Raw genomic sequence first — 26349 nt, forward strand, 5'->3', positions numbered from 1 at the left:
CTGCGCCTATAAGGACACCAGCAGCAACACCACCATGCCCAGGCAAACCAGCAAGGTGTAGACGCCCAACAAACCCAAGGTTCGCAACGCGGCCGACCATCCGCCGCCGCCGTACACCCTGCGCTGCGCCAGCCATAGATAAACAGGCGTGCCGGCGAAGAACAGCCAGGCGGAAACCTTGGGCAAGGCGAAGCCCAGGCACAGCGCCAGGAACAGCCAGGCGTGGAAGTGCAGCGTGAACACCAGATGGACGCCATACACCCGATGGCGGCCGATATAGGCGAGCAACAATAGCAGCGCGAACAGCGGCATCAGGCCGAACAGCACATAGGGCGCGCGGCCGCGCATGGTGTGCAGCAGTTCCTCCGCCACCTCGCCCGGATCATGTTGAAACCGGTTCACCGTGCGCTGCACATGCTGCAGCCATGGTTTCAGCAAAGGCTCAAGCTGGCCGGACGCGCCGGCCAGCTCCACCACCCCGCTATGGGAGCGGATATCGATCAGCTTGCTCTCCACCGCGCCTTTCTCCTGCGTCGACGCGGCATTCAGCTGAATATCCAGCGCATGCGTCTGCCCGCCATCATCGAGTCTGGGGCCGGCCAGGCCCAGCAACACGAAGAAGATGAAGCTGATGCTCAGATACAGCTGGAACGGCTTGACGTAACGCTGGCGCCGCCCGCGCAGATACTCCGCGGTCAGATGGCCCGGCCGCGCCACCAGCAGCCACAGGCTGCGCGTCAACGCGCCCTCCAGGCTGACATAGTGGTGCAGATATTCATGGATGAACTCCCACAGCGAGGGAATTTCGATATGCGTTTTCTGGCCGCAATCCGGGCAAAAACGGCCGCCGACGGCATGGCCGCAATTGGCGCATTGCTCGGGCGATGGTGAAGGGCGATGTCGGCTCATCTGCGCGCGGAAAAAAGTAAAACCCGATCTTAGCCACGCGCGCGGATAATGCCAATTACATTTTCAATCAGAACCAATCCGCGCGCGACAGCCGCCGCCTCACGCGAAGGAAGCATCCGCATCCGGCGCCAGCCTGCCGAGCTTAGCCAACCGCGCCGCAATCGCGCCGCGGCTGCGCGCGTGATCCGCGGCGATCTGCTTCAGCTCCGCGCCGGCATCGTAGGCCTGCAACAGCCGCGCCTCCTCGTCTTCGGTCCATTCCCGTCCTGCGTTGCCCGGCGCGCCGCGCTGCGGCTTGAAGGCATGCAAGGCGCGCTCCGCCAGGAACAGCGCGCGGATCACGTCAGGCTGATTGAAAACATCATTGGCTGGCAGCGGCTCGCCGCTAGACGGGTCTACCCCGTTGGCGAGCGCAGACAGGATATGGCTGGCTTCGGCTGGCGACATGGCGCGATCTCCTTTATTTGTTCCGCGCCCCTTGCGCGGCAAGGCACAGCCTAACAGCGCCGCGCGGCGCGCCGCAGCCGCCTGTCCTCTCAGCCACCGGAGCAGACCGCCGCCACCGCCTGCAAGGAATGCCCCGCCTCATCCTCCAGCCAGGCCGCCACGCCGCTGGATGCCTCGCGCTGGCCAGGCGCGAAGGCCAGATGCCGGCGCAGCGTCGACTTGCCCGCCAGCAACGGCAGCGGGCCGACGAGCATCCTCACCACCGCGTCGTGCCGCAACAGCCGCCCGGCGTTCTCGCCGGCGGCCACCCGGCTTTGCAGCCCATTCTCGTACAAAGCCAGCATCAGCCGCGCGGAAGCCGGCGCGCCCGCGGCCTGCGCCGAAACGTCCACGCCATCGCCGGATGCGGCCAGCGTCAACGTCAAAGACGGCGCGGCGGCGCCGGCCGACAAGGCGGCCCGCAAGCCCTCATAGCCGGCGGCGGACCAATCCTGTCCGTTCAAACGCAGCTGCGGGGTATAGACCAGCCCCCGCCCATCCCGCGCCGCCGCCTCGCGCTGGCGGCGCGAGTAGTCCGCGCTGGCGAAGCGGTCGCGCCAACCCAAACCATCCCAGTAATCGACATGAAAAGCCAGCGGCACCGCCTGCCTCCGGCCAATGCCCGCCGCGGCGAGCCCCGACAGCCAGGCATCGGCCGGCGGGCAACTGCTGCAGCCTTCGGAAGTGTACAGCTCCAGCAGGGCAACTCGCCGCGCGCCGCTCTCCGCCTGGACGGAGCAGGCCGCCGCCGCGGTTTGGCAAACGGCCCACCCCAGGCAGGCCAAAACGAAACGCATCCACATGATCCGCACTCCCCTCTTCGGCGATAGACATGAGTCGAACCGCGGCGCGCAATCTGACAGCCCCTAAACGCGCGCCTCCCACGCTTCGGCCAGAAACGACCAGAGCGCGGACGCCACTGGGCCGGCGGGGCGACCGCGCAGCCGGGCAGCGACGATGTCGAGCGCGCTGCGCCGGAAATGCCTCCCCTCCAGCGACAGCAGCGCGCCGCTGCGCAACTCGTCCGCCACCAGATGCAGGGGCATATGCCCCCAGCCCATTCCGCGCACGATCAAATCTTTCTTGGTGTATTGATCCGCCACCGTCCAGCTCGGCGCTTCCTTCACCACAAAATAATCGCGCCCCGGCGTCTGCGCGGAGTCCCGTATCACTACCTGAACATGCCCCGCCATCTGCTCTGGCCCCAGATCGCGGCGGAAGGGAACATCCAGAAAACCCGGCGCCGCCACCGGCACCAGTTCCACCCGGCAGACATCCGCCCATTCAAAGCGGGCATCGGACTTGTCCACATGATGCAGGATCAGATCCGCCTCTTCGGCCAGCAGCCTCTCCCACGGGCCGCCTATCGCTTCAAAGTGCAAGTGCAGGCGGGTGCTCGGCCAACTCCGGAAAAAACGCTGCAGCAGGCCCAGCGCCTCGGCGTTGGGCGTCAGATCGCCCACCACCACGCGCAGATCGGTCTCCTCTCCGCGCTGCAGCTGCCCACACACCGCTCCCAGGCTGGCAGCCTGGCCCAACAAGGTTTTGGCCTGGCGATGAAACGCCTCGCCTTGCGGCGTCAGCCGGACGCGATAGGAGGAACGGTCCAGCAGGTTCAAACCTAGCCGCGCCTCGAGATTCTTGACCGCGGCGTGAATGGCGGGATGGCTGCGGTGCAGTTTCAGCGCCGCCGCCTGGAAACTGCCCTCGCTCAATACGGCATCCAGGCAGGCCAATTCGTGTAGTGTGAAATCCATTGTTATTTAATCTTACAATCATTGGCCAATCTTTTGAATTTTTCCTAAAACCATCTCTCGCTAGACTGCCGCTGTCATTCACGAAACAGGAGTTTCTTCCATGCGCGCAATCGTCAGACAACAATATGGCGGTCCGGAACAACTGCGGATCCAGGACATTCCGACGCCCACGGCCGGCGCCAATGAAGTGCTGATCCGCGTCCGCGCTTTCGGCCTGAATCGGGCCGAGCAATATTTCCGCCAGGGCCTGTGGGGAGAAGTGGCGGCGGTATCCGGCATCGAATGCGCGGGCGAAGTGGCGCATGACCCCTGCGGCATCCTGCCCGCCGGCCAAACCGTGCTCGCGCTGATGGGCGGCATGGGCCGCAGCCGCAACGGCAGTTACGCGGAGTTCGTCAGCGTGCCGGCCGCCAATGTGGCTCCAGTCCGCACTACGCTGGACTGGAGCGAACTGGCCGCCTTGCCTGAGTCCTACGCCACGGCCTGGACCTGTCTGCACGGCAATTTGGCGCTGCAACCCGGCGACACGCTGCTGATCCGCGGCGCGCTGTCCGCCCTGGGTCAAGCCGCGATGGCGCTGGCCAGACAGCATGGCGCGCGCGTCATCGCCACCGTCAGCCGCGCGTCCCGGCTGCAGGCGGCGCGCGAGCTGGGCGCGGACATCGCGCGCGTAGAGTCTGCCGAACTTGGCGCGGAATTGGCGGAAATCGCCGGTGACGGCATAGCTAAAGTGCTGGATCTGGTCGGCACCTCGACCCTGCTCGATTCGCTGCGGCTGGCCAAACGCGATGGCCGCGTCTGCGTGGCCGGCTTCCTGGGCGGACACGAGCCGCTGGCTGGCTTCGACCCCATGGCCCACCTGCCGAGCGGGAGGCAATTGAGCTTCTTCGCCAGCGCCCTGGTCTTCGGCAGCCGCGACTACCCTCTTTCGGATATCCCGTTTCAAAGCATCGTGGAGTGGGCGGAAAGCGGCGCGATCCCGGCCAAGCCGGCGCGAATATTCGCCTTTGAGCAAATTCAGGAGGCGCATGGATTGCTGGACGCGCAAACGGCGGGCGGGAAAATCGTGGTGACGCTGGAATGATAAAAGGCCGCGCTTACGCGCGGCCTTTTGAATCTTGGTGGGCCCCCGGGGAGTCGAACCCCGCACCAACGGATTATGAGTCCGCTGCTCTAACCAAGCATGAGCTAGAGGCCCTGGAAGAGTTGGCCATTATAGCGAGGAAAATAAAAATCCCCAAGCCCTTTATTCAAGGCACTTGGGGATTCGCTACATTTCAATCCAGCCGCTTACTGGCCGCCCGGCTCATTGTCCAGGAAGCTGCGCAAACGCTCGGAGCGGGTCGGATGGCGCAGCTTGCGCAACGCCTTGGCCTCGATCTGGCGGATACGCTCGCGGGTCACATCGAACTGCTTGCCCACTTCTTCCAGCGTATGGTCGGTGTTCATGTCGATGCCGAACCGCATGCGCAGAACCTTGGCCTCGCGCGGCGTCAGGGTGTCCAGCACTTCCTTGGTCGCGTCCTTCAGGCTGGAATACATCGCCGCGTCGGACGGGGCCAGGTTGTTCTGGTCCTCGATGAAGTCGCCGAGATGGGAATCGTCGTCGTCGCCGATCGGGGTTTCCATGGAGATGGGCTCCTTGGAAATCTTCATGATCTTGCGAATCTTCTCTTCCGGCATCTCCATCTTCTCGGCCAGTTCCGCCGGATCCGGCTCGCGGCCGCTTTCCTGCAGGATTTGACGCGAGATGCGGTTCATCTTGTTGATGGTCTCGATCATGTGCACCGGAATGCGGATGGTGCGCGCCTGGTCCGCGATGGAGCGGGTGATGGCCTGGCGAATCCACCAGGTGGCGTAGGTCGAGAACTTGTAGCCGCGACGATATTCGAACTTGTCCACCGCCTTCATCAGGCCGATGTTGCCTTCCTGGATCAGATCCAGGAATTGCAGACCGCGGTTGGTGTACTTCTTGGCGATGGAGATCACCAGACGCAGGTTGGCCTCGATCATTTCCTTCTTGGCGCGGCGCGCCTTGGACTCGCCGGCCGACATCTGGCGGTTGATTTCCTTCAGCGCCTTGATCGACAACATCGCGCGATCCTGCAGATCCGACAAGCGGGTCTGCTTCTCGATGATGGCGTGCTTGAAGCGCGTCAACGCCTCGCTCCAGGCCTTGCCGGAATCGATCTCGTTTTCCACCCAGTCAAGGTTGGTCTCGTTGCCCGGGAACACCTTGATGAAGTGGGCGCGATCCATGCGCACGCGGCTGACGCAGATGTCCTGGATGTCGCGCTCGTAAGTGCGGATCTCGTTGACGCGGCCGCGCAGCGACTCGCAGAGGCTTTCCACCTGGCGGGTGGCGAAGCGCACCAGCATGAATTCGGTGGTGATCGCGTCCTGCAGCTCTTGGTATTCCTTGCTCTGATGGCCCTTGGCGCCCAGCGCCTTGACCATCTTATCGAACAGCATGCGCACGCCGGCGAAGTGCTCCAGCGCGTGTTGCTTCAGCTCTTCCAGATTGGCCGCTGCGTCGGCGTCGGCGTCGACCTCGCCGTCCTCGTCCTCTTCCTCTTCGTCCTCTTCGTCCAACAGCTCGTCGCTGTCTTCGGGCTCGGCGAATTGGGCTTCGTCCTCGGTCGGGGCGTTGAGGTCGATGAAGCCGTCCACGACTTCGTCGACGCGGATTTCATCGCGCGCCACGCGCTCCATCAGCTCCAGCACCTCGGCGATGGTGCCGGGGCAGGCGGAGATGGCCTGGATCATGTACTTGAGGCCGTCTTCGATCCGCTTGGCGATCTCGATTTCGCCCTCGCGGGTCAATAGCTCGACCGAGCCCATTTCGCGCATATACATGCGCACCGGGTCGGTGGTGCGGCCGAATTCCGAGTCCACCGAGGACAGCGCCGCTTCGGCTTCTTCCACGGCGTCCTCATCCGCCACGGACGGCGTGGCGTCGGACATCAGCAACGTCTCGGCGTCCGGCGCTTCTTCGCATACCTGAATGCCCAGACCCGCGATCATCGTGACGATGTTCTCGATCTGCTCGGCGTCGGAGACGTCTTCCGGCAGGTGGTCATTGATTTCGGCGTAGGTCAGGTACCCACGCTCCTTGCCCAGCGCGATCAGCTGGCGCAAGCGTTTCCGCTGCTCTTCCAGACTCATCACTTCCTGCTGGCTGTCCTGCACATCTTTCTGGTTTTCGGGAGAGGCCGCCATTTCGCTTCCTGCTTGAAAAAAAGCCGAAAAAAACAGTTGATTATAACACAACTACCTGAACTTTTCCGCCGAAACTATCCGTTCGGCGGCGAGAACATTTCCCGCAACAGCTGTCCCATCAAGACCTTCTCCTCTGGCGTCAAACCTTCGTGCCGGTCCTTCTGTTTTAGCCGTTCCAGCTGCGCCTCATGCAGCATTTTCAATAGCCTGGCGTTGCCGTCCTGGAATAGCTGCCTGTCGTCGTCGCCCGGATCCGCGAACTCGTCCGGATCCTGCATCGCCTGCTGCAGCACGCTGTCTATCAGGCCTTCGTGCGGCGTGCCGCGCAGGCCCTCTATCAGCTGCGCCGTGTTCGGCGCGTCGCCGTGCTCCAGCACCCGCTCAGCCAACATGGCGAAGCAGGCCAGCTCGTCCGACAGCGCCAGGCTATCCGGCAGTTTGACGTCGCCCGCCCATTGCGGATTCATCAGCAGCCACTTGATCAGCTTCTTCACCATGGTGGTGTTCAGCGGACGCTGCGACTCCGCCGGCAGCTTGTAATCGCGCCGACCGCCGCCGCGCTCGCGCCGCGGCTTGGGCTTGCCGCCGGTCAGCATGTCCAGCTCGTCCACATCCACGCCGGCCATCTCGGCCAGACGCTTGCGTATCATGTAGCCAAAGGCCGGCGCGACGATCTGCGCCAGCAGCGGCGTCGCCTGCCGTATCAGCTCGGCCTGCCCTTCCGGCGTGGACAGGTTCACCTCGCGGCACAGCTCGCGCGTGAAATACACCGACAGCGGCAAGCTGTGCTGGACCAGCAGCTCCTCGAACGCCTCCGCGCCGAACTCACGCACATAGCTGTCCGGATCGTGCTCGGTCGGCAGAAACAGGAAGTTCAGCGCCTTGCCGTCCACCAGCTGCGACAGGCTGTTCTCCAACGCGCGCCAGGCGGCTTTCTGCCCGGCAGCGTCGCCGTCGAAGCAGAAGTAGATCTGGTCGGCATGCTTGAGCAGCTTGCGCACATGTTCGCCCGTGGTGGCCGTGCCCAGCGTGGCCACGGCGTAGCTTATGCCGTATTGCGCCAGCGCCACCACGTCCATATAACCTTCGACCACCAGCACCCGGTTTTTATCCCGTATCGCCTGCCGCGCCTCGTACAGGCCGTACAGCTCTCGGCCCTTTTCGAACAGCGGGGTTTCCGGCGAATTCAGGTACTTCGGCTCGCCCTTGCCCAGCACCCGCCCGCCGAAGCCGACGATGGCGCCGCGCTGATTGCGGATGGGGAACATCAGTCGGTCGCGGAAGCGGTCATAACGACGGCCGCTGTCCTCGCCCACGATGACCAGGCCGGCTTCCACCAGCTTGTCGTCCTGATAGTTCTGGACCGCGGCTTCCAGGTTCTGCCAGCCGTCCGGCGCGTAGCCGAGGCCGAAGCGGGCCGCCACTTCGCCGGACAGACCGCGTCCCTTGCAATAGGCCACGGCATTGGCCGCGCCCTTCAGCTCGCGGCGGTAGAAGTCGCTGGCCTGCTGCATCAGCTGCTCCAGCGACACCTGCTTCTCGCGCGCCTTGCGGCTGGCTTCCGGATTGGCGCTGCGCTCGTTCGGCACTTGCATGCCTATGCCCTCGGCCAGCATCTTGACGGCATCGACGAAGCCGATGCCTTGGTACTCCATCACGAAACCGATGGCCGAGCCGTGCGCGCCGCAGCCGAAACAGTGGTAAAACTGCTTGCTGGGACTTACCGTAAATGAGGGCGACTTTTCCTTGTGAAAGGGGCAGCAGGCCATATAGTTCTGGCCGCCCTTTTTCAAGGGGACGTAACGATCCACCACGTCGACGATGTCGACGCGGGACAGCAATTGGTCTATGAAATCCTGCGGAATCAAGCGCTGTTGCCTGCGGAACCGATCAGACGGTCAGCTTGGCCTTGATCAGGGCGGACACCTGCGCCATGTCGGCGCGGCCGGCCAGCTGCGGGCGCAGCGCGCCCATCACCTTGCCCATGTCCTGCATGCCGGCGGCGCCGGTATCGGCCACGGCCTGGACGATAAGCACCTCGATCTCGGCCGGCGATAGCTGCTGCGGCATGTAGGCCATCAGCACGTCCACCTCAGCCTGCTCCTTGTCCGCCAGGTCCTGGCGCTGCGCGGCCTGGTACTGGGCGATGGAGTCGCGACGCTGCTTGATCATCTTGTCGACGACAGCGGCAATGCCGGCATCATCCAGCTCCACGCGCTCGTCCACCTCTTTTTGCTTGACGGCGGCCAGCAGCAGGCGGATTGCGGCCAGCTTCACGGCTTCCTTGGCTTTCATGGCGGACTTCATGTCGTCGGTGATGCGAACTTTGAGGCTCATGTCGTGCTCACTTGAAATTGCGCGCTGCGATCGGCAGCATGGAAATGCGGGAGTACAAATGGCAAAACCGCAGGCATGGCCTGCGGTCCTGCGTGGTGCCTGAAAAACTCTTAGTAGAGTTTCGGCGGCAGCATCTGGCTGCGGATGCGCTTGTAATGGCGCTTAACGGCGGCAGCGTGCTTGCGCTTGCGCTCGGTGGTCGGCTTTTCGTAGAACTCGCGGGCGCGCAGTTCGGTCAGCAGACCAGTTTTTTCCACAGCGCGCTTGAAGCGACGCAGAGCTACTTCGAACGGTTCGTTCTCTTTAACGCGAATATTCGGCATTTACTTAAGGGTCCTTGATTTCTTTAAGGGCACAGCCAATGGCTCTGCCTGTAAAAACAGCATTTTAGCAATGTTGCTGCGATTGTTAAAGTCTAAAAAGCTTCGTCAGGCCTGGATGTGGCGTTTTGCGCTGCGGGGCAGCGGGCGCTCGGGCCGAAAAAACGTCACGACTTGACGGAAGAAATCACCCCCTCACTAGGAGAACTTGGCGTTGCACTATAAAAACGCTTCGGCATCCGGCCGGCCAGATAGGCGGCGCGGCCAGCTTCCACGGCCAGTTTCATTGCGCGCGCCATCAACACCGGATTGCGCGCGCCGGCGATCGCTGTGTTCATCAGCACGCCGTCGCAGCCCAGCTCCATCGCGACCGCCGCGTCGGACGCGGTGCCGACGCCGGCGTCCACGATCACGGGGACCTTGGACTGCTCGATAATCAATTGCAGATTCCACGGATTCAGGATGCCCATGCCGGAGCCGATCAGGCTGGCCAGCGGCATGATCGCGCAGCAGCCGATTTGCTCCAGCTCGCGCGCGACGATGGGATCGTCCGAGGTGTAGACCAAGACATCGAAACCTTCCGCCACCAGCACTTCCGCGGCCTTCAGCGTTTCTCTGACATTGGGATACAGATTATTGGGATCGCCCAGCACCTCCAGCTTCACGAAGCGGTGGTCGTCCAGCAGCTCGCGCGCCAGACGCAGGGTGCGGATCGCATCCTCGGCGGAGTAGCACCCCGCCGTATTGGGCAGCAGGTTATACCGGCTTTTCGGCAAAAAGTCCAGCAAATTCGGCTCGTTAGGATTCTGACCCAGGTTCACCCGGCGAATCGCCGCGGTGACGATCTCAGTGCCGGACGCCTCCAGCGCCTCCGCCGTTTGCTCGAAACTGCTGTACTTGCCCGTCCCCACCAGCAAACGAGAACTGAACGTCTTGCCGGCTATCACCAGTTGATCGCTCACCTGCACACCCCTTCCCTATCCGTTGACACAGCACGGCCAGCGCGGACGGCTTAGCCGCCCCCCACAGCCACCACGATTTCCAGCACGTCGCCGTCCGCCAGCCGCGCCTCGGCATGGAGGCTGCGCGGCACGATATCGCCGTTGCGCTCGATGGCGATGCGCTTGCCGGCCAGACCCAGCTCGACCACCAGATCGGCAAAGGTGACGACGCCGGCGAAGCTGCGCGCCTCGCCGTTGATGCTCAGATTCAATTGACTCATTTTCTCTCCACGCGCTGCACCACCGCCAGTTGGCGGACGGCCGCGAGCACGCGCTCCAGGTGCTCCACGCCCTCCACCTGCAGTCGGAAGTGGATATTGAACAGGCCGTCTCCGTCGCGGCTGCTGTCCTGGGTGTCGGCGCTTTCGATATTGGCCGAGGCCTGCGAGATGGCGGTGGCGATGTCGGCCAGCGCGCCGCGCTCATTGCGCGACAGCACGCCGACGGTGACGCCGAACATCCGGTCCCGCTGCGCCTCCCAGTTCACTTCCAGCAGCTTGTCGTGATCGGCGCGCCGCGCGTTCGGACAATCCACGCGATGGATGACCAGGCCCTGGCCCTTGGTAATTACGCCCAGAATGTCGTCGCCGGGCAGCGGATGGCAGCAACTGGACAGCTGCACCATGCCCGCCTCGTTGCCGCGTATGGTGATGGGACCGACGCGCACGCCCTCGCCCAGGCGCTCGCCGGCCAATTCCAGCATGCGGCGCGCCACCACGATGGGCAGCAGCTTGCCGGCGCCGATTTCAGCCAGAACGTCGTCGAAACCGTTCATTTTCTCGCCATAGGCGGCGAAGTATTCAACGCGCAGCTCCTCGCTGACCGCCAACGGCGTGGTCGCCAGCGCGCCCACCGCCTGCCGCAGCAGCTTCTCGCCCAGCGAGACGGCCTCTTCCCGCTGCAGGCTCTTCAGGTAATTGCGAATGCCGGAGCGGGCGCGGCCGCTCTGCACGAAGGCCAGCCAGGACGGATTGGGCTTGGCCTGGGTGGAGGTGATGATCTCCACCGTGTCGCCGTTGCGCAGCGCGGTGCGCAATGGCACCAGCGCGTGATTGACGCGCGCGGCGATGCAACGGTGGCCGACATCGGTATGCACGGCATAAGCGAAGTCCACCGGCGTGGAGCCCTGCGGCAACACCATGATCTTGCCCTTGGGCGTGAACACGTAGACTTCGTCCGGGAACAGATCGATCTTGATATGCTCGAGGAACTCGACGGCGTCGTCGCTCTCCTCCTGCATGTCCAACAGCTTCTGCAGCCATTGGTGCGTGCGCTGCTGCGCCGTATTGACGCCCTCGCCGCTCTTGTACATCCAGTGCGAAGCCACGCCCGCCTCGGCCACGTTATGCATTTCGCGGGTGCGGATCTGCATTTCCACCGGCGTGCCGTAAGGGCCGAACAGCGTGGTATGCAGGCTTTGGTAGCCATTGCCCTTGGGAATGGCGATGTAATCCTTGAATTTGCCGGGAATCGGCTTGTACAGGCTATGCAAGGCGCCCAGCGCCAGGTAGCAGGCCGGAACGTCGTTGACCACGACGCGGAAGCCGTAGATGTCCAGCACCTCAGAGAAGGAAAGGTGCTTCTCCTGCATCTTCTTGTAGATGCTGTAGAGGTTTTTCTCGCGGCCCTTGATGGTCGCCTCGATATTGCTTTGCACCAGCCGCTGGCTGACAGCCAGCAGAATCTTGTTGACCACTTCGCGGCGGTTGCCGCGCGCGGCGCGCACCGCCTTGGACAGCACGCTGTAACGGTGCGGGTGCAGATGCTTGAACGCCAGATCCTGCAGCTCGCGGTAGACCTTGTTCAGGCCGATGCGGTTGGCGATGGGCGCGTAGATTTCCAGCGTTTCCAGCGCGATGCGGCGGCGCTTGTCCTCGCGCATCGAGTCCAGCGTGCGCATATTGTGCAGCCGGTCCGCCAGCTTGACGATGATGACGCGGATGTCGCGCGCCATCGCCAGCACCATCTTGCGGAAGCTCTCGGCCTGAGCGGCCTCTTTGGTCTGGTATTCCAGACGCTCCAGCTTGGACAGGCCATCCACCAGATCGGCGACGATCTTGCCGAACTTCTCGATCAGCGTCGGCTTGGTGACGCCGGTGTCTTCCAGCACGTCATGCAGCAGCGCCGCGGCCAGGCCCTGCACATCCAGCCGCCAGTCGGTGAGCATGGTCGCCACCGCCAGCGGATGGGTGATGTAGGGCTCGCCGCTCTTGCGGGTCTGCCCCTCATGCGCCTCGCGGCTGACCGCGAAAGCCTGCCTGAGCAGCGCGACGTCTTCCGGCTTGAGGTAGCGCGCGGCGTTTCCGAAGAAAACCGCCGCTTCGGACTCGATCAGGGCGTCGTAGTCTATGCCTGTCTCAATGCCGCTGGCCATCGTCCGCTCCGTAACGCTATCAGGCCTTGCCGCGGTTCAGGATTTCCTTGCCGACATGGCCGGCGGCGATTTCACGCAAGGCGACCACGGTCGGTTTATGGCGGCCCGGCTCGACAAAGGCGCTGGCGCCGGAAGCCACCTGGCGCGCGCGGTAGGCGGCGGCCAAGGTCAGGTCAAAACGGTTCTGGATGCGATCCAGGCAGTCGTCAACGGTAATACGGGCCATGGTTTTTTCTCAGCTAAATGACGGTTACAGGATTCACTATATCGATTTTCGCGCCGCCAGGCATCGGCCTGACAGCACAATTTTCACTTCGCGGCGGCCGTACCCATGCGGCGGAGCATCTCGGCCAGACGGCGGCACTGCGGCGCGCTCTTCAGGCGCTGGGCGCGGACGATGCTGATCAGGTCCAGCCTCGCGCGCTCGAAATCGTCGTTGACCACGATGTAGTCGTACTCGGCGATCTTGTCGATCTCGGCGCGCGCCGAGGCCAGACGGCGCAGGATGACTTCTTCCGTATCCGTGTCGCGGCCGCGCAGGCGACGCTCCAGCTCCTCGATGGACGGCGGCGCGATGAAGATGCCGATGGCGTCCGGAAACACCTTGCGCACCTGCTCCGCGCCCTGCCAATCGATTTCCAGCAGGATGTCCTGGCCGACCGCCAGCCGGCCGCGTATCCACGGCGCGCTGGTGCCGTAGCAATTGCCGTAGACTTCGGCCCATTCCAGGAAATCGCCGCGCGCGATCATGGCATCGAAGACCGAACGATCCACAAAGTGGTAGTGCTGGCCGTCGATTTCGCCCTTGCGCGCCTGGCGCGTGCTATACGAAATGGACAGCTCCACGCTGGGCTCCGCCTGCAGCAACGCCGCCACCAGCGAGGTCTTGCCGGCGCCGGACGGCGCCACCACGATGTAAATGTTACCGATGGGCTGGTCCATGATCCACAAGCTTTGCCAAAGAGTAATTTTTCAGGATAGCACAGCAGGATGCAAGTTGTTAAGCGAAGACATATTTTCACATCAAGATTTAGGTGTTTGAGCCCCCTAGCGCAGATAATGCGCCGTTTTCGTTTTGACGCAATACACACCTTGGAGTCGCGCCGAATGCAACTGCTGGAAAGCTTGTTCAAGCTGAAAGAACACGGCACCACAGTCCGGACCGAAGTCATCGCCGGATTCACCACCTTCCTGACCATGGCCTATATCGTGCTGGTCAACCCGCTTATCCTGTCCTCCACCGGCATGGACCTGAACGCGGTCTTCGTCGCCACCTGCCTGGCCGCCGCGCTGGGCACCGCCATCATGGGCCTGGTGGCCAATTACCCGATCGCGCTGGCGCCGGGCATGGGACTGAACGCCTACTTCACCTTCAGCGTGGTCAAGGGCATGGGCCTGTCCTGGGAAACCGCGCTGGGCGCCGTGTTCATCTCCGGCATCGTGTTCCTGGCCGTCAGCCTGTTCAAGGTTCGGGAAGCCATCGTCAACGCCATTCCGCAGTCGCTGAAGTTCGCCATCTCGGCCGGCGTCGGCATGTTCCTGGCCATCATCGCGCTGAAGAACGCCGGCGTGATCGCCGCGCATCCGGCCACCTACCTGACGCTGGGCGACATCCACAACCCCACCACCTTGCTGGCGATTCTAGGCTTCTTCCTGATCGTGGCGCTGGAATACCGCAAGGTGCCGGGCTCCATCATCATCGGCATCCTGGTGGTGACCGTGCTGTCCATCACGATGGGCCTGTCGCCGTTCAAGGGCATCGTCGCCCCGGTGCCGAGCATGGCGCCCACCTTCATGGCCATGGACATCAAGGGCGCGCTGCACGCCGGCCTGATCGGCGTGATCTTCGTGTTTTTCTTTGTCGATCTGTTCGACACCACCGGCACGCTGGTGGGCGTGTCGCACCGCGCGGGCCTGCTGGACAAGGACGGCAAGCTGCCGCGCCTGAAGCGCGCGCTGATGGCGGACTCCATCGCCATCACCGCCGGCGCCGTGATGGGCACCTCGTCCACCACCGCCTACATCGAATCGGCCGCCGGCACCGCCGTGGGCGGCCGCACCGGCCTGACCGCCGTGGTGGTGGCCCTGCTGTTCCTGGCCGCGCTGTGGCTGTCGCCGCTAGCCGCCACCGTGCCCGCCTATGCCACGGCGCCGGCGCTGTGCTACGTCGCCGTGCTGATGGCGCGCGGCCTGGCCGAGATCGAATGGAACGACCTGACCGAGTCCGCCCCGGCGGTGATAACCGCGCTGGCCATGCCATTCACCTTCTCCATCGCCGACGGCATCGCCTTCGGCTTCATCAGCTACGCCGTGATCAAGATCCTGGCCGGCCGCTTCGCCGACCTGAAGCCGGCCGTGCTGGTGATCGCCGCGCTGTGGGTGTTCAAACTGGCGTTCTTCGCCTAAAAGCACAATAATCGGTTTGCAAATCTGGCCTGCCGCCTTTGCGGCAGGCCTTTTTGTTGAGCGCCACCCGTCGGCAAACCACGCAGTCTCTTGATTTCGAAGTACAATAGCGCTATGGAAAACCTCAGCAATCTCGACTACTCCAGCTACCTGAAGGGCTGGATTCGCACCGTACCGAACTGGCCGCAGCAAGGCGTGATGTTCCGCGACATCACCCCGCTGCTACAGAACCCCAAGACCTTCCGCATGCTGATCGACATCTACGTCCATCGCTACATGACGGAAAAAGTGGACCTGGTGGCAGGCCTGGACGCGCGCGGCTTCATCATCGGCTCGGTGCTGGCCTACGAGCTGAACGTGGGTTTCGTGCCCATCCGCAAGAAGGGCAAGCTGCCCTTCACCACGGTGGAAGAGGAATACGAGCTGGAATACGGCAACGCGGCAGTGGAAATGCACACCGACGCCTGCAAGCCGGGCGACCGCGTGATCCTGATCGACGATCTGGTGGCCACCGGCGGCACCATGATGGCCGGCTACAAGCTGCTCAAGCGCATGGGCGCCGACGTGCTGGAAGCCGCGGCCATCATCGAGCTGCCGGAACTGGGCGGCGGCCAGCTGGTCCGCAACGGCGGCCTGGACCTGTTCACCGTCTGCAGCTACAAGGGCCACTGAGCCCGCCCCGACGAAAAAGGAGCCGACCGGCTCCTTTTTCATTTCCGCCTCACCCCATTCGCTGTAATACCCAAGCCTGCAAGGCTTCGGTATCGTCGATGTCGCCATCGTAATGCGCGTCGGGCAGATACGGTTGATTGCTGCCGCGCTGGCGGTGACGTATCACCTTCATCGGCAGGTGCAACACGCCAAGACCGGAAGGCAGCGGCTCGTTGGTCACATCCATATACATGGTGTCGGCGTTGGTCATCTGCCCCAGCTGCACGCTGCCCGGAATCTGCTTCACCAGATCGGCGAACATCAGGCAGGAGCTGGCGCAGTCCGAACGCGTGATCAAGGCGACTCGAGGCTTGCCGCCAAACGTCCCCGACGCTTTTTCCGCGTCGACGTCGTCTTCACGCAACCACGCTCGCCCCTCCTTTCGCCCCTGCGACAACTGCGTTTGCAGCCTTTCCGCCCAGACGCGCATGGCGGCCGGCACGCCGGGATGGGCCAGCGCGATTTGCGGAAAACGCTCCGCCACTTCGCTAACCCGCCATTCCACATAAGAATCGCCATCCGCCCGCAGTTCCAGCCAGGCCGCATCGGCCTTGCCGTACAAGCCTTCCAGCAAATCCGTCGCATATTGGCTGCTGCCGCCGCGGTTGCCGCGAGTGTCCAGCACCACCAGCTTGGCCGCGCGCAAGGCCGGCATGCCGGCGATCACGTCCTGCATCTGCTGGATGCGCTCGCCCTGCGGCATGAAGTCCGCCGCCTGCACCCAGTAACGGCCGTCGCCCAGATCGCGGATTTCCGGTTTGAAGCTGGCCGGCTGCGGCAGGGGCGAACGGTCGAAACGGCGCACGCTCATCGCGTAATCCTTCTCGCTGCCGTCGGCCAAGCGGAAACGGCAGCTCGCCGGCAGGGGGCTCATGGCATGCAGCTGCGCCGACTGCATCGCCGCATAACACCCCATGTCCCAACGCTGGCCCTCCAATGGCTCGCGCCGGTCCAGATAGGGCATGACGTCTTGCCGCAGCACCGCTTCCGCCGGCTTGCCGTCGCAACCGAGCCATTGCGCGCCTTGCGGCGGCAGGGCCGTCGGCCAATCCTTGGCCGCCACATCCACCAGCCAACGCTCGCCTTGCGGCTTGGCCGTCCAGCCTTGCCATTGATAGAAGCGCATCTTGGGCGAGGCGCTGAGCACCACATGCACATCCTTGAACCCCACTAAATAGTATTGCAGCGGCCCCAAGACTTGTTCCTGGCTCTTGACCTCCCTAGTCAGCAGCAAGGCTTCGGCATAACCCCGCTCCAGCCAACGGCCAAAGTCCGGGTTTGCGCTGTCAATGGCGCCGGGGTGCGCGTCGCGCAAGGTCTGATGCGCATACGCCAGTTGCTCGCGCGCCCGCTCCTGCCAATCCTCGCCCTGCGCCGATGCGGCGCCGGCCAGCACAGCCCCCAGCACGCCCAAACTTATGCTTATTTTTTTCATCGCCTCCTCCAGTAATGACATTTGAATTTCAATAAAGCAAAAAGAACCCGGCTTTCGCCGGGCAAGGGACACGGAGTCATACCTCTACTCAATCCTGATCCAGCGATACCTTCACCGCCTGGCCACTCACGCGCAGCTTCAAAGGCGCGCCCGGCGTATTGGCCCAGTCGCCATCCACCTTGCTGGCCTGGCCTTGCACTTGATAATCCAGCTTGGCCTGGCGGCTGGCTCGCAAATCGAGCTTCACCATCTGGCCGTGGGCTTCGACGCTGGCCGCCGGCTGCGCGCCCAGCAGCTTCAGCTTGGCCTTCACCGCCTGACCATCCAGCGCCACCGCGCGGCTCGCGCCCTCAAACGCCAGATTCAACGCATCGCCCTTGGCCTTCAGCTCGTCCATGTCGCCACGCAACTCGCCCTTGACCGCGTTAGCCTCCAGCGCCACCGCCTTGTACTTGCCCTTCAAATCCATATCGAGCGCGTGGCCGCGCAGGCTGACGCGGTCGAACTGGCCGGACAGCTTGCCGTTCAGCGCCTGCAAATCGGCCGTCACCCGCTTTCCCGGCTTCACATTGCCCTTGATTACCAGGCCGCAGCGGTCGCTGGCCACCGCGCCCAAGTCGATCAGGAAGGTCAGCTCGCCGCCCTGGCGGTTCACGCTCACCTTGCAATGCTGATCCGACCAGTTGCGCTTCTCCATATCCAGCTTGTACGGTTTGCCGGCATCGGCGCTGAGCTCCAGCGTCAACGCATCGCCGCGGAAATTCAAGCGGTCTATGCCCGCCGCGTCTTCGGCTTGGGCCGCCCCCGCCGCCAACAACAGGCAGCAGGCCATTTTGGCTGCGTGCATCACATGGTCTCCCTTGGTTTCAGTGCAAAAACATGCCGTACAGCGCCGCGCAAGCCGCGAAGGCGGAGAGGCAGCCGGCCGCGCGGATCGCCAATTGTTCCCGGCTGTGGCGCAGAATGCGGCGGCGAGCGAAGGCGGCGACGGCCATTTGCCGGGTCTCGGTCAGGATGGCCAGCAACTGGCTCTCGCTGGCGCGATCGGACGCCGCGTCGCGGATATAGCCGCGGTAGTCGTTGAGAATCTTGCGCAACTCGGTTTCCGGCAGCTCCACCAGGGTCAGTTGCAGTTGCTGCAGGCAGGCATCGTTCTTCATGATCGTCACTCCCGTTTCATGGGTCAGGTTCAAGCCGCCGCGTTTTCGCGGTCCTTGCCGGACACCAGCTCGATTTGATACTTCACATAGACCACTAGCGCGCGCCAGGTCAGCCGGGTCAGCCAGACGCAGAACACCAGGCCCAAGGCGCCGCCCAGCAACAGCATCAGTCCCACCACCAGCACGCTCATGCCCAGGGACAAGCCCGGCAGCGCATCGATCTGGATATGGTCCATGCCGTCTTTCAGCGCGATCTTGCTTTCGGTGATTTCCAGAGAGCTGTCGCCATCCTTCATCGACAGGCTGCCTTTCGGGCCGCTGGCCGCGAACTTCAGCTCGCTGCCGCCGGAGGACGCCTCCAGCCGCACCAAGCGCTTGTCGTCATCGACGCGGGCCGTAAACACATCGCCGCTATCTTCATGCAGCGTCAACTCTCGGATTGCGCTGCCGTTGATGCTGGCCTCGCCGCCATCGACCTGAACCAGTTCACGCGTCGCCGGCTGACTGGCGTCTATCAGCAGCTTGCCGCGCTTTTTGGCGACCAGCAGCGCGTCGCCCTGGCGGGTGCGCAGCTCGAAGCGATCGCCCTCGTCCGGGTTCAGCCTCAGCCGCCCCTCATCGATCCAGACCTGCCCCTCGTGGTCCGCCCTATCGCTGCTCCAGGCCATTTCCGCGCCCCTATCGCCATGCTTGCCGATATACCAGCCGGAGCCGTCGCTGCTGAATTGCGGCCAGCCGAACAAGCCATGGCTGCCCCAGGCCAGCACCACGGTCAGGCCTGCCAGCAGGAAGCTCACCGACACGATGTAACCTATGGTCAGGAACAACAGATAGATCATGAAAGGCAGCGCCAGCACGAAATTCAGCACGCCCAGCCCCGCGATGGACACCACCACGCGCGATAGATTGCTGAAAGAGCGGTGCTCCTGCCATTGCTTGTAGTGGGTCTGCGCCTTCAATTCGCGCGCCAGCTTCTGCGGGCTGCCCAGCGCGGCCACCACCTCGGCCTCATCGCGGCCATCGGCCAACGCGTCGTTGAAATACTCTTCGTAATCGGCCAGGATTTCGCGCACCGTCTCCGGCCTCAGCCCGGCCAGGCCCTGCTCCAACTGGCTCAAGAATGCTTTGCGTATCATTGCTGCGCTCCCTCGGTCTGTGCCGCCGCATCGCTGCGCAGCACGTTTTCCACTTCGGCCACAAACTCCTGCCACTCCTGCCGCATCGTCGCCAGCTCGCGCCGGCCGGCTTCGGTCAGCTTGTAGTACTTGCGCGAGGGACCGGACGACGACTCCACCAGATAGGTGCTGACCCATGATTCGTTCTGCAGCCTGCGCATCAGCGGGTAAATCGTGCCTTCGCTGATGTCCATGCCCTGCGACAGCTTGCTGACCAGCTCGTAGGCATAGCTGTCGGCCTGCGCCAGCACCGCCAATACGCACATGTCCAGCGTGCCCTTCTTTAGTTGTGTCTTCATAGTGATTTTCCTAGCCGACTGGCAATACACGATACCTTGCATTACAAGGAACATCGGTGAACTGCTGCATCCGGATGTCTGACTGAACTGTATGACAAGATACCTTGCATCGCAAGGTATCTTTCATTGTTTAGTTTCATCCATATGGTATTGCGGCTTTTTCGCTACAGGGACGCATCGCGCCATATATTGCAAACGCACAATTCCCAACCATACTTCAGCCATGCATGTTTACTAGCCAATGGCATGATCAACCAGGAGGAATTGAAGATGGCGCAAACATCCAAACCGACTCTCGCGCTGGTGCTGGGCGGCGGCGCGCCCAACGCCACGCTGATGGCCGGCGCGCTGGTGGCTCTCACCGAAGCCGGCGTGGCTTTCGATATCATCACCGCATCCGGCGCCGGAGCCATCGTCGGCCTGCTCTATGCCGCCCCCAAGCAGGGCGATGCCATATCGGCCCTGAGCAAGCTGGCCGACATGGGCGTATCCGACCCTATCTACAATCTGTTTCCGGTCAACTACAAGGTATTCAACAAGCCCGGCCTGCTGGCCGACGCCTGGCGCACCATGCAGGCGCGCAATCCGCTGCTGCAAGCCATCCAGCAACAGGCCGACAGCGGCCCCGCTCAGCGCCTGCTAGCCGACTGGACCTCGCTGATGATGGCCTCGCTATGCCCGAGCGGCTTGAGCAGCGACAGCCAGGGCCTGTGCGCCCATGTGCCCTTCATCGAGCAGATCGTCGACTTCGACAAGCTGAAGGACATTCAGCCAGAGTTCTACCTGAACGCTTATAACATCACCCATGGCCTCATGCGCTGCTGGGACAAGCGCGAGATCAACCACGACCACTTCCTGGCCGCGCTGTCCTTTCCCTTCATTTATCCGCCTTACCAGTTGGAGGACGGCTACTACATCGAAGGCGCGGCCATAGACACGCTGAACTTCAAGCGCCTGTTCGAGCTGCACCCCCACATCGACTACACCATCGTGTTCGATGTGCTGGGCAGCGACAAGCTGCTGCATCCGCCGCGCGACCTGTACGACGCCTGGGTGCAATCCATCATTGTTCCGCTGACCGCCATCGCCCGCGACGACTTGAAGCTATTCCAGGCCCTGCACAACCGGGACGAGGACGGCCGCCCGCGCACCGAGGTGCTGAAAATAGATTTCGAAGACCAGCTCAACCCCGAAGGCCAGCGCGAACAACTGGACTGGTCCTACTCCAATCTGGACCGGCTGTACCAGACCGGCTACCAGGCCGGCAAGAAGGCCTGCCAGCAGTACGCTCGCCAGTTTGGCCTGTAACAACAGCCAACCGCGCGCGGCCATACTGCGGCGGCTACCCGGCCGCCGCTCAGCCATCGCACGCACAAGGAGACCGCCATGGCCGCCCCTTCCGCCGTCAACAGCCAGATCACCGATGCCATCACCCAGGCCAACACTAAGGTCCTGGGAGACATGCCCGCCATGGCCGCCGGCGAGCTGTATCAGAACGCGATCCGCAATCTGAACCTCACGCTGCAAAACACAGTGAGCAATCAGCAGCAGCCGAACGAAGCCGATCTCGCCTCGCCGGAAGCGGCCAAGCCCGATGCGGAAGAACTGGAAGCCTTGATCCGTCAGCTGAAATCGGAATAAGGCGTTCCTCGCGCCATGCGAAAAGGGCTGCCTCGCGGCAGCCCTTGGACTGGCTCAAACCACTAGCAGGCTTAGTACCAGTCGATGCCCTGCTTCTCGGTGGAGATCACGGTGCCGGCCTCGCCCTTGACGATCTTCTCGATGTCTTCCAGCGCGCCGATCACGGCCTTCTTGCCGGTCAGGCGGGCGAACTCGCAAGCGGCCTCCACTTTGGGGCCCATGGAGCCGGCGGCGAAGCCCAGCTTGTCCATATCGTCCGGGTGCGCCTGGCGGATGGCCTTGGCCTCCGGCGTGCCCCAGCCGACGAACACGGTCTTCACGTCGGTGGCGATCACGAAGTAATCCGCTTCGATTTCGCGCGCCAGCAAGGCGGAGGCCAGATCCTTGTCGATCACCGCCTCCACGCCCACCAGCTTGTCGCCCTCGTACATGGTGGGAATGCCGCCGCCGCCGGCGGCGATCACCACCACGCCCTTCTCGATCAGCCACTTGATCGGACGCATTTCAAAAATGCGCTTCGGCTTCGGGCTGGGCACCACGCGGCGGTAGTACTGGCCGTCGGCCTTGACCGCCCAGCCCTTTTCCGCGGCCAGCTTCTCGGCCTCCTCCTTGGTGTAGACCGGGCCGACGAATTTGGTCGGGTTCTTGAACGCCGGATCGTTGGCGTCCACCTCGGTCTGCGTCAGGATGGTGGCGATAGGCACCTCGAAGGGCAGCACATTGCCCAGTTCCTGCTCCACCATATAGCCGATCATGCCCTCGGTCTGGGCACCCAGCACATCCAGCGGATACGGCGTCACCGTGTCGTCCACGTGGCGGGCGTAGGCATCGTTCTGCAGGCCCAGCAAGCCCACTTGCGGACCGTTGCCATGGCACATCACCAGGTTGTGGCCCAACCGGGTCACGGCGGCCAGTTGCTCGGCGGCCACTTTGACGTTGGCGCGCTGGTTATCGGCGGTCATGGCTTCGCCACGACGTTGCAGGGCATTGCCGCCCAAGGCTACGACGACTCGCATAAATCTATCCTTCCCAATTCTTTCAACGGCTCCGGCCAAGACTCCCGGTCAGGAGGCCTTGGCCGGTTGATGTGTGATCGGGCCGGACTTCGCCGGCCCAAGCCCAAGCTTAGTCGCCCAGGGTAGCCACCAGGATGGCCTTGATGGTGTGCATGCGGTTTTCGGCTTGCTCGAAGGCGATGCAGGCTTCGGACTCGAACACGTCCTCGGTCACTTCGATGCCGTTGGCCAGGTCCGGATACTGGGCGGCGATTTCCTTGCCCACCTTGGTTTCGCTGTTATGGTAGGCCGGCAGGCAGTGCATGAACTTCACTTGCGGGTTTTCCGCGGCGGCCATCAGCGCGCTGTTCACTTGGTACGGCTTCAGCAGACGGATGCGTTCGGCCCACACTTCTGCCGGCTCACCCATGGACACCCAGACGTCGGTGTGGATGAAGTCGGTGCCCTTGACGGCTTCCTTGGCATCTTCGGTCAGCGTGATGCGGGCGCCGGTCTTGACGGCGATCTCGCGGCACTCGGCCACCAGTTCGTCGGTCGGCCACAGGTGCTTAGGCGCGCCGATGCGCACGTCCATGCCCAGCTTGGCGCCGATCACCAGCAGCGAATTGCCCATATTGTTGCGGGCATCGCCCAGATAGGTGTAGCTGATCTGCGAGATCGGCTTGTCGCTGTTTTCCCACATGGTCAGCACGTCGGCCAGCATCTGGGTCGGGTGCCATTCGTCGGTCAGGCCGTTGTACACCGGCACGCCGGCGAACTTGGCCAGTTCGGTTTCCACCATGTGCTGGTCGAAGCCGCGGTATTCGATGGCGTCGTACATGCGGCCCAGCACGCGGGCGGTGTCCTTCATCGATTCCTTGATGCCGATTTGCGAACCGGACGGCCCGAGGTAGGTGACATTGGCGCCCTGGTCGTAGCAGGCCACTTCGAACGCGCAGCGGGTACGGGTGGAGGTCTTTTCAAAAATCAGGGCGATGTTCTTGCCCTTCAGGTGTTGCTGTTCGGTGCCGGAGTACTTGGCGCGCTTCAGATCGCGGGCCAGGTCGAGCATGTAGCGGATTTCGCGCGGGGTGAAGTCCAGCATGCGGAGGAAGTTACGGTTGCGCAGATTGAAAGCCATGATGTTGCTCCTGATTAGAGTCTGGGCAAGCGGGCCGTCGCTCCCGGGAGAGCCGGCGGTCAACCTGTCATTTTTGCAAATAAACGGTATTCGGTATTTCAGCCCCGGCCGGACGCGCCGGCCGGGCCTTGCAGCCTTACAGCTTCACTTCGTCGCGGATGATCGGGCAGGTCATGCAGTGGCCGCCGCCGCGGCCGCGGCCCAGTTCGGAGGCCGGGATTTCGATCACTTCCACGCCGTGCTCGCGCATCAGGCGGTTGGTGTAGGTGTTGCGGTCGTAGGCCACCACCACGCGGCGGTCCAGCGCCACCACGTTATTGCCGTCGTCCCACTGCTCGCGTTCGCGCTGGTAGGCGTCGCCGCCGGTCTGGATCACGCGGATTTCCTTGAGATTCAGCGCCTCGCGCACCACGTCCACCAGCTTGCGGCCCTCATGGCGCTCGAAGCGGACTTCGCCTTCGCGGTCTCCGGCATAGATGCTGGTGCAGGTGATGTCGTCCACCACGTCCGGGAACACCGACAACAGGTCGATGTCGAGGAAACTGAACACCGTGTCCAAGTGCATGGCCGCGCGGGACTTGGGCATCTGGCAGGCGATCACGCGCTTGGCGCCGCCATCCTTGTGCAACACGCTCTTGGCCACTTGCACCACAGCCTGCGGGCTAGTGCGCTCGCCCATGCCGATCAGCACCACGCCGTTGCCGATAGGCATCACGTCGCCGCCTTCCAGCGTGGCCGGGCCATGGTCCTTGTCGCAATCGCCCCACCATACGTTCACCTTGCCGGCGAAGTACGGATGGAACTGATAGATCGATTGCAGGATCAGCGTTTCCTGGCGGCGGGCCGGCCAGTACATCGGATTCAGCGTCACGCCTTCATAGATCCAGCAAGACGGGTCGCGCTGGAACAGGCTGTTCGGGATCGGGGGCAGCACGAATTCGGAACGGTCCAGATAGCCGCCGAACAGGCCTTTCGGGTCGAATGGCAGTTCGAACTTGGCGATGCCGCCAACCAGGTGATCGGCCAGTTGCGAAGACGGCATTTCGTTGAGCCAGCTGCGCAGGTCGGACAGCATGCCAATACCCACGTTGTCGGTCTTGACTTTGCGGTCCAGCACCCAGTTGCGGGCGGCCTTGTCGTCCAGCACCTTGGCCAGCGCGTCGTGCACCTCGATCACTTCGATGCCGCGGGCGCGCATCTGCTCAACCATGTAAGCGTGGTCTTTCTGCGCGCGCTCCACCCAGATCACATCATCAAACAGCAGGTCGTGGCAGTTGTCCGGGGTCAGGCGCTTGTGGGCGAGGCCGGGACGGCACACCATGACAGTTCGCAGCTTGCCGCACTCGGAATGAACACCAAACTTGGTCATAACGATACTCCTTGAGTCTTGTCTGCTTTAGGGACGGGCAAGCCGCCCCCCCGACTGGTTTCAAAATCTTCGCTTACAGGCCGATCTGACCGGCTGCCAGCATGTAGACTGCGATCGCGCCCAGCACCACCACGATGGCGGCCAGCACGGCTTCGATCATATTGAACGGTTTCTGGCCCTGTTCCTTCTTGGCCCACAGGTAGAACAGCAGGCCCGGGGCGTACAACACCATGGACAGGAACAGATACTTGGGACCGGCGGCGTAGATCAGCCAGGCGCCATAAACTGTGGCCAGGATGGCGGTGCCCAGTTCCTTGCCGCGGCTTTCGCCCTCGGCGTAGCCCTCCCCGCGCTGGGCCACCAGCCAGGAGTAGCCGGAGCACAGCAGGTAGGGAATCAGAATCATCGAGGTGGCCAGCGACAGCAGCGCCAGGTAGCCCGCGGAGCTCTTCAGCGTGATCAGCAGGAACAGCTGGATCAGGCCATTTGTCAGCCACAGCGAGGCGGCCGGAGTGTCATTGGCGTTGACGGTGCCGAACACCTTGGGCATCACGCCATCCTTGCCGGCGAGGTAAGGCGCTTCCGCAGCCAGCAGGGTCCAGGCCAGCAGCGCGCCGCCTACCGAAATCACCAAGCCGGCGTTCATCAGATTGGCGCCGAAGGAGCCGAAGGCTTTTTGCAGCACGTAGGCGGTGGACGGATTCTTCAGCGCGGCCAGTTCCGGCTGGGTCATCACGCCCAGCGACAGCACAGACACGGCAACCAGGAGCGCGATGGTCAACAGGAAACCGATCACGGTGGCCTTGCCCACGTCCCTCATGCTCTCGGCGCGGCCGGAGAACATCGACGCGCCCTCTATGCCGATGAACACCCACACCGTCACCAGCATGGTGCTCTTCACCTGATCGACGATGGAGCCCAGCTTGGCGTTGCCCCAGAACTCGAGATTGAAGGTATCCACCTTGAAGGCGAACACGATCAGCGCGATGAACAGGGCCAGCGGCACCAGCTTGGCGATGGTGGTGATGGTGTTGATGAAGGCCGCGCCATGCACGCCTCGCAACACCAGGAAGTGCAGGCACCACAACACGACCGAGGCGCAGATGATGGCGGTGGGCGTATTGCCGTCGCCGAAAACCGGGAACCAGAAACCCAGCGCCGAGAACATCACCACAAAGTACGACACATTGCCGATCCAGGCGGAAATCCAGTAACCCCAGGCCGAGTTGAAGCCCATGTAGTCGCCGAAACCGGCTTTGGCGTAACCATACACGCCGCCCGAAACTTCAGGCTTGCGCGAGGCCAGCATCTGGAACACGAAGGCCAGCGCCAGCATGCCGACGAAGGTGATGGCCCAACCTATCAAAATGGCCCCGGCGCCGGCGCCGGCCGCCATATTCTGCGGCAGCGAGAAAATCCCACCGCCTATCATGGAGCCGACGACCAGGGCCGTCAGCGCGCCTAGCTTCAACCGGGGCGATGCGCCCTCGGTCACGCCGGCTTGGCTTGCAGTTTCAGTAGACATTTTCATTCTCCGATCTAAAGAGGTAAGGCGTCATTTATTATTAAATTCTTATCATCTGAAATGATGGTATACCGCGAGAATTCCGCCCT

General features: G+C 63.0%; 27 protein-coding genes and 1 tRNA gene. 5 read left to right on the forward strand and 23 right to left on the reverse strand.

What is annotated here, in order from left to right; genetic code table 11:
• Positions 1-6: 6 nt before the first annotated feature.
• The 4 genes from C2I19_RS08085 to C2I19_RS08100 all read right to left on the reverse strand — a co-directional run bounded on the left by C2I19_RS08085 (position 7) and on the right by C2I19_RS08100 (position 3152).
• Positions 7-909, reverse strand: coding sequence for a DUF3667 domain-containing protein (locus C2I19_RS08085; protein WP_103902197.1), 903 nt, complete (start codon positions 907-909; stop codon positions 7-9).
• A 99-nt stretch (positions 910-1008) separates the two neighbouring features.
• Positions 1009-1356: a hypothetical protein gene (locus tag C2I19_RS08090; protein WP_103902198.1), complete on the reverse strand. Its 348-nt coding sequence runs from the start codon at positions 1354-1356 to the stop codon at positions 1009-1011.
• A gap of 89 nt (positions 1357-1445) precedes the next feature.
• Positions 1446-2198: a DUF1223 domain-containing protein gene (locus C2I19_RS08095; protein WP_103902199.1), complete on the reverse strand. Its 753-nt coding sequence runs from the start codon at positions 2196-2198 to the stop codon at positions 1446-1448.
• Between the two features lie 63 nt (positions 2199-2261).
• Positions 2262-3152: a LysR family transcriptional regulator gene (locus tag C2I19_RS08100; protein ID WP_103902200.1), complete on the reverse strand. Its 891-nt coding sequence runs from the start codon at positions 3150-3152 to the stop codon at positions 2262-2264.
• 100 nt (positions 3153-3252) lie between these two features.
• Here C2I19_RS08100 and C2I19_RS08105 point away from each other — a divergent pair, with 100 nt between their 5' ends.
• Positions 3253-4236 (forward strand): zinc-binding dehydrogenase, encoded by a 984-nt coding sequence (locus tag C2I19_RS08105; RefSeq protein ID WP_103902201.1) that lies wholly within the window; start codon positions 3253-3255, stop codon positions 4234-4236.
• A gap of 35 nt (positions 4237-4271) precedes the next feature.
• Here the strand turns inward: C2I19_RS08105 and C2I19_RS08110 are convergent.
• The 10 genes from C2I19_RS08110 to gmk form a co-directional block, all read right to left on the reverse strand.
• Positions 4272-4350 (reverse strand) — tRNA-Ile (locus tag C2I19_RS08110).
• Between the two features lie 92 nt (positions 4351-4442).
• The gene (gene rpoD, locus C2I19_RS08115; protein WP_103902202.1) at positions 4443-6371 is read right to left on the reverse strand and encodes an RNA polymerase sigma factor RpoD; all 1929 of its coding nucleotides are present in this window, start codon (positions 6369-6371) and stop codon (positions 4443-4445) included.
• A 74-nt stretch (positions 6372-6445) separates the two neighbouring features.
• Positions 6446-8239, reverse strand: a complete 1794-nt coding sequence (gene dnaG, locus C2I19_RS08120) for a DNA primase (RefSeq protein ID WP_103902203.1) — start codon at positions 8237-8239, stop codon at positions 6446-6448.
• 22 nt (positions 8240-8261) lie between these two features.
• Positions 8262-8708 (reverse strand): GatB/YqeY domain-containing protein, encoded by a 447-nt coding sequence (locus C2I19_RS08125; RefSeq protein WP_103902204.1) that lies wholly within the window; start codon positions 8706-8708, stop codon positions 8262-8264.
• A gap of 110 nt (positions 8709-8818) precedes the next feature.
• Positions 8819-9031: a 30S ribosomal protein S21 gene (gene rpsU / locus C2I19_RS08130; RefSeq protein WP_043578765.1), complete on the reverse strand. Its 213-nt coding sequence runs from the start codon at positions 9029-9031 to the stop codon at positions 8819-8821.
• A 164-nt stretch (positions 9032-9195) separates the two neighbouring features.
• Positions 9196-9990, reverse strand: coding sequence for a thiazole synthase (locus C2I19_RS08135; RefSeq protein WP_103902275.1), 795 nt, complete (start codon positions 9988-9990; stop codon positions 9196-9198).
• Between the two features lie 50 nt (positions 9991-10040).
• On the reverse strand, positions 10041-10250 hold the full coding sequence (gene thiS, locus C2I19_RS08140) for a sulfur carrier protein ThiS (RefSeq protein WP_103902205.1): 210 nt from the start codon (positions 10248-10250) through the stop codon (positions 10041-10043).
• Entirely contained in the window at positions 10247-12403 is a 2157-nt protein-coding gene (locus tag C2I19_RS08145; protein ID WP_103902206.1) for a RelA/SpoT family protein, read from the reverse strand. The genes thiS and C2I19_RS08145 overlap by 4 nt, the downstream gene beginning before the upstream one ends.
• A 19-nt stretch (positions 12404-12422) precedes the next feature.
• Complete coding sequence (gene rpoZ, locus C2I19_RS08150; RefSeq protein WP_043578754.1) at positions 12423-12629, reverse strand: DNA-directed RNA polymerase subunit omega; 207 nt, start codon at positions 12627-12629, stop codon at positions 12423-12425.
• A gap of 83 nt (positions 12630-12712) precedes the next feature.
• Positions 12713-13345 carry a guanylate kinase gene (gene gmk / locus C2I19_RS08155; RefSeq protein WP_103902207.1) on the reverse strand — a complete coding sequence of 211 codons (633 nt, stop codon included), beginning with the start codon at positions 13343-13345 and terminating at the stop codon, positions 12713-12715.
• A 150-nt stretch (positions 13346-13495) separates the two neighbouring features.
• Here gmk and C2I19_RS08160 point away from each other — a divergent pair, with 150 nt between their 5' ends.
• Positions 13496-14809 carry an NCS2 family permease gene (locus tag C2I19_RS08160; protein ID WP_304529148.1) on the forward strand — a complete coding sequence of 438 codons (1314 nt, stop codon included), beginning with the start codon at positions 13496-13498 and terminating at the stop codon, positions 14807-14809.
• A 114-nt stretch (positions 14810-14923) separates the two neighbouring features.
• Positions 14924-15481: an adenine phosphoribosyltransferase gene (locus C2I19_RS08165; RefSeq protein ID WP_103902209.1), complete on the forward strand. Its 558-nt coding sequence runs from the start codon at positions 14924-14926 to the stop codon at positions 15479-15481.
• A gap of 49 nt (positions 15482-15530) precedes the next feature.
• On the opposite strand, the gene C2I19_RS08170 is transcribed toward C2I19_RS08165, so the two are convergent.
• The 5 genes from C2I19_RS08170 to C2I19_RS08190 all read right to left on the reverse strand — a co-directional run bounded on the left by C2I19_RS08170 (position 15531) and on the right by C2I19_RS08190 (position 19589).
• On the reverse strand, positions 15531-16955 hold the full coding sequence (locus C2I19_RS08170) for a S41 family peptidase (RefSeq protein ID WP_103902210.1): 1425 nt from the start codon (positions 16953-16955) through the stop codon (positions 15531-15533).
• Positions 16956-17043: 88 nt separating this feature from the next.
• Complete coding sequence (locus tag C2I19_RS08175) at positions 17044-17802, reverse strand: hypothetical protein (RefSeq protein WP_103902211.1); 759 nt, start codon at positions 17800-17802, stop codon at positions 17044-17046.
• A 19-nt stretch (positions 17803-17821) separates the two neighbouring features.
• Positions 17822-18115, reverse strand: a complete 294-nt coding sequence (locus tag C2I19_RS08180; RefSeq protein WP_103902212.1) for a DUF1700 domain-containing protein — start codon at positions 18113-18115, stop codon at positions 17822-17824.
• 29 nt (positions 18116-18144) lie between these two features.
• Positions 18145-19251 carry an HAAS signaling domain-containing protein gene (locus C2I19_RS08185; RefSeq protein WP_103902213.1) on the reverse strand — a complete coding sequence of 369 codons (1107 nt, stop codon included), beginning with the start codon at positions 19249-19251 and terminating at the stop codon, positions 18145-18147.
• Positions 19248-19589: a PadR family transcriptional regulator gene (locus C2I19_RS08190; RefSeq protein WP_103902214.1), complete on the reverse strand. Its 342-nt coding sequence runs from the start codon at positions 19587-19589 to the stop codon at positions 19248-19250. The genes C2I19_RS08185 and C2I19_RS08190 overlap by 4 nt, the downstream gene beginning before the upstream one ends.
• Before the next feature lie 270 nt (positions 19590-19859).
• Here C2I19_RS08190 and C2I19_RS08195 point away from each other — a divergent pair, with 270 nt between their 5' ends.
• Both C2I19_RS08195 and C2I19_RS08200 read left to right on the forward strand, forming a co-directional pair.
• Positions 19860-20897 (forward strand): patatin-like phospholipase family protein, encoded by a 1038-nt coding sequence (locus C2I19_RS08195; RefSeq protein WP_103902276.1) that lies wholly within the window; start codon positions 19860-19862, stop codon positions 20895-20897.
• Positions 20898-20975: 78 nt separating this feature from the next.
• A complete protein-coding gene (locus tag C2I19_RS08200) occupies positions 20976-21230 on the forward strand; it encodes a RebB family R body protein (RefSeq protein ID WP_103902215.1) in 255 nt (84 codons plus the stop codon).
• A gap of 71 nt (positions 21231-21301) precedes the next feature.
• Here the strand turns inward: C2I19_RS08200 and arcC are convergent, their stop codons facing one another.
• The 4 genes from arcC to arcD all read right to left on the reverse strand — a co-directional run bounded on the left by arcC (position 21302) and on the right by arcD (position 26260).
• Positions 21302-22246, reverse strand: coding sequence for a carbamate kinase (gene arcC / locus C2I19_RS08205; protein WP_103902216.1), 945 nt, complete (start codon positions 22244-22246; stop codon positions 21302-21304).
• A gap of 109 nt (positions 22247-22355) precedes the next feature.
• Entirely contained in the window at positions 22356-23366 is a 1011-nt protein-coding gene (locus C2I19_RS08210; protein WP_103902217.1) for an ornithine carbamoyltransferase, read from the reverse strand.
• A gap of 136 nt (positions 23367-23502) precedes the next feature.
• The gene (locus C2I19_RS08215; protein WP_103902218.1) at positions 23503-24735 is read right to left on the reverse strand and encodes an arginine deiminase; all 1233 of its coding nucleotides are present in this window, start codon (positions 24733-24735) and stop codon (positions 23503-23505) included.
• Between the two features lie 73 nt (positions 24736-24808).
• Positions 24809-26260, reverse strand: a complete 1452-nt coding sequence (gene arcD, locus C2I19_RS08220; protein ID WP_199181113.1) for an arginine-ornithine antiporter — start codon at positions 26258-26260, stop codon at positions 24809-24811.
• Positions 26261-26349 lie beyond the last annotated feature (89 nt).

This window comes from Chromobacterium alticapitis, from assembly GCF_002924365.1.
Lineage (GTDB): Bacteria > Pseudomonadota > Gammaproteobacteria > Burkholderiales > Chromobacteriaceae > Chromobacterium > Chromobacterium alticapitis.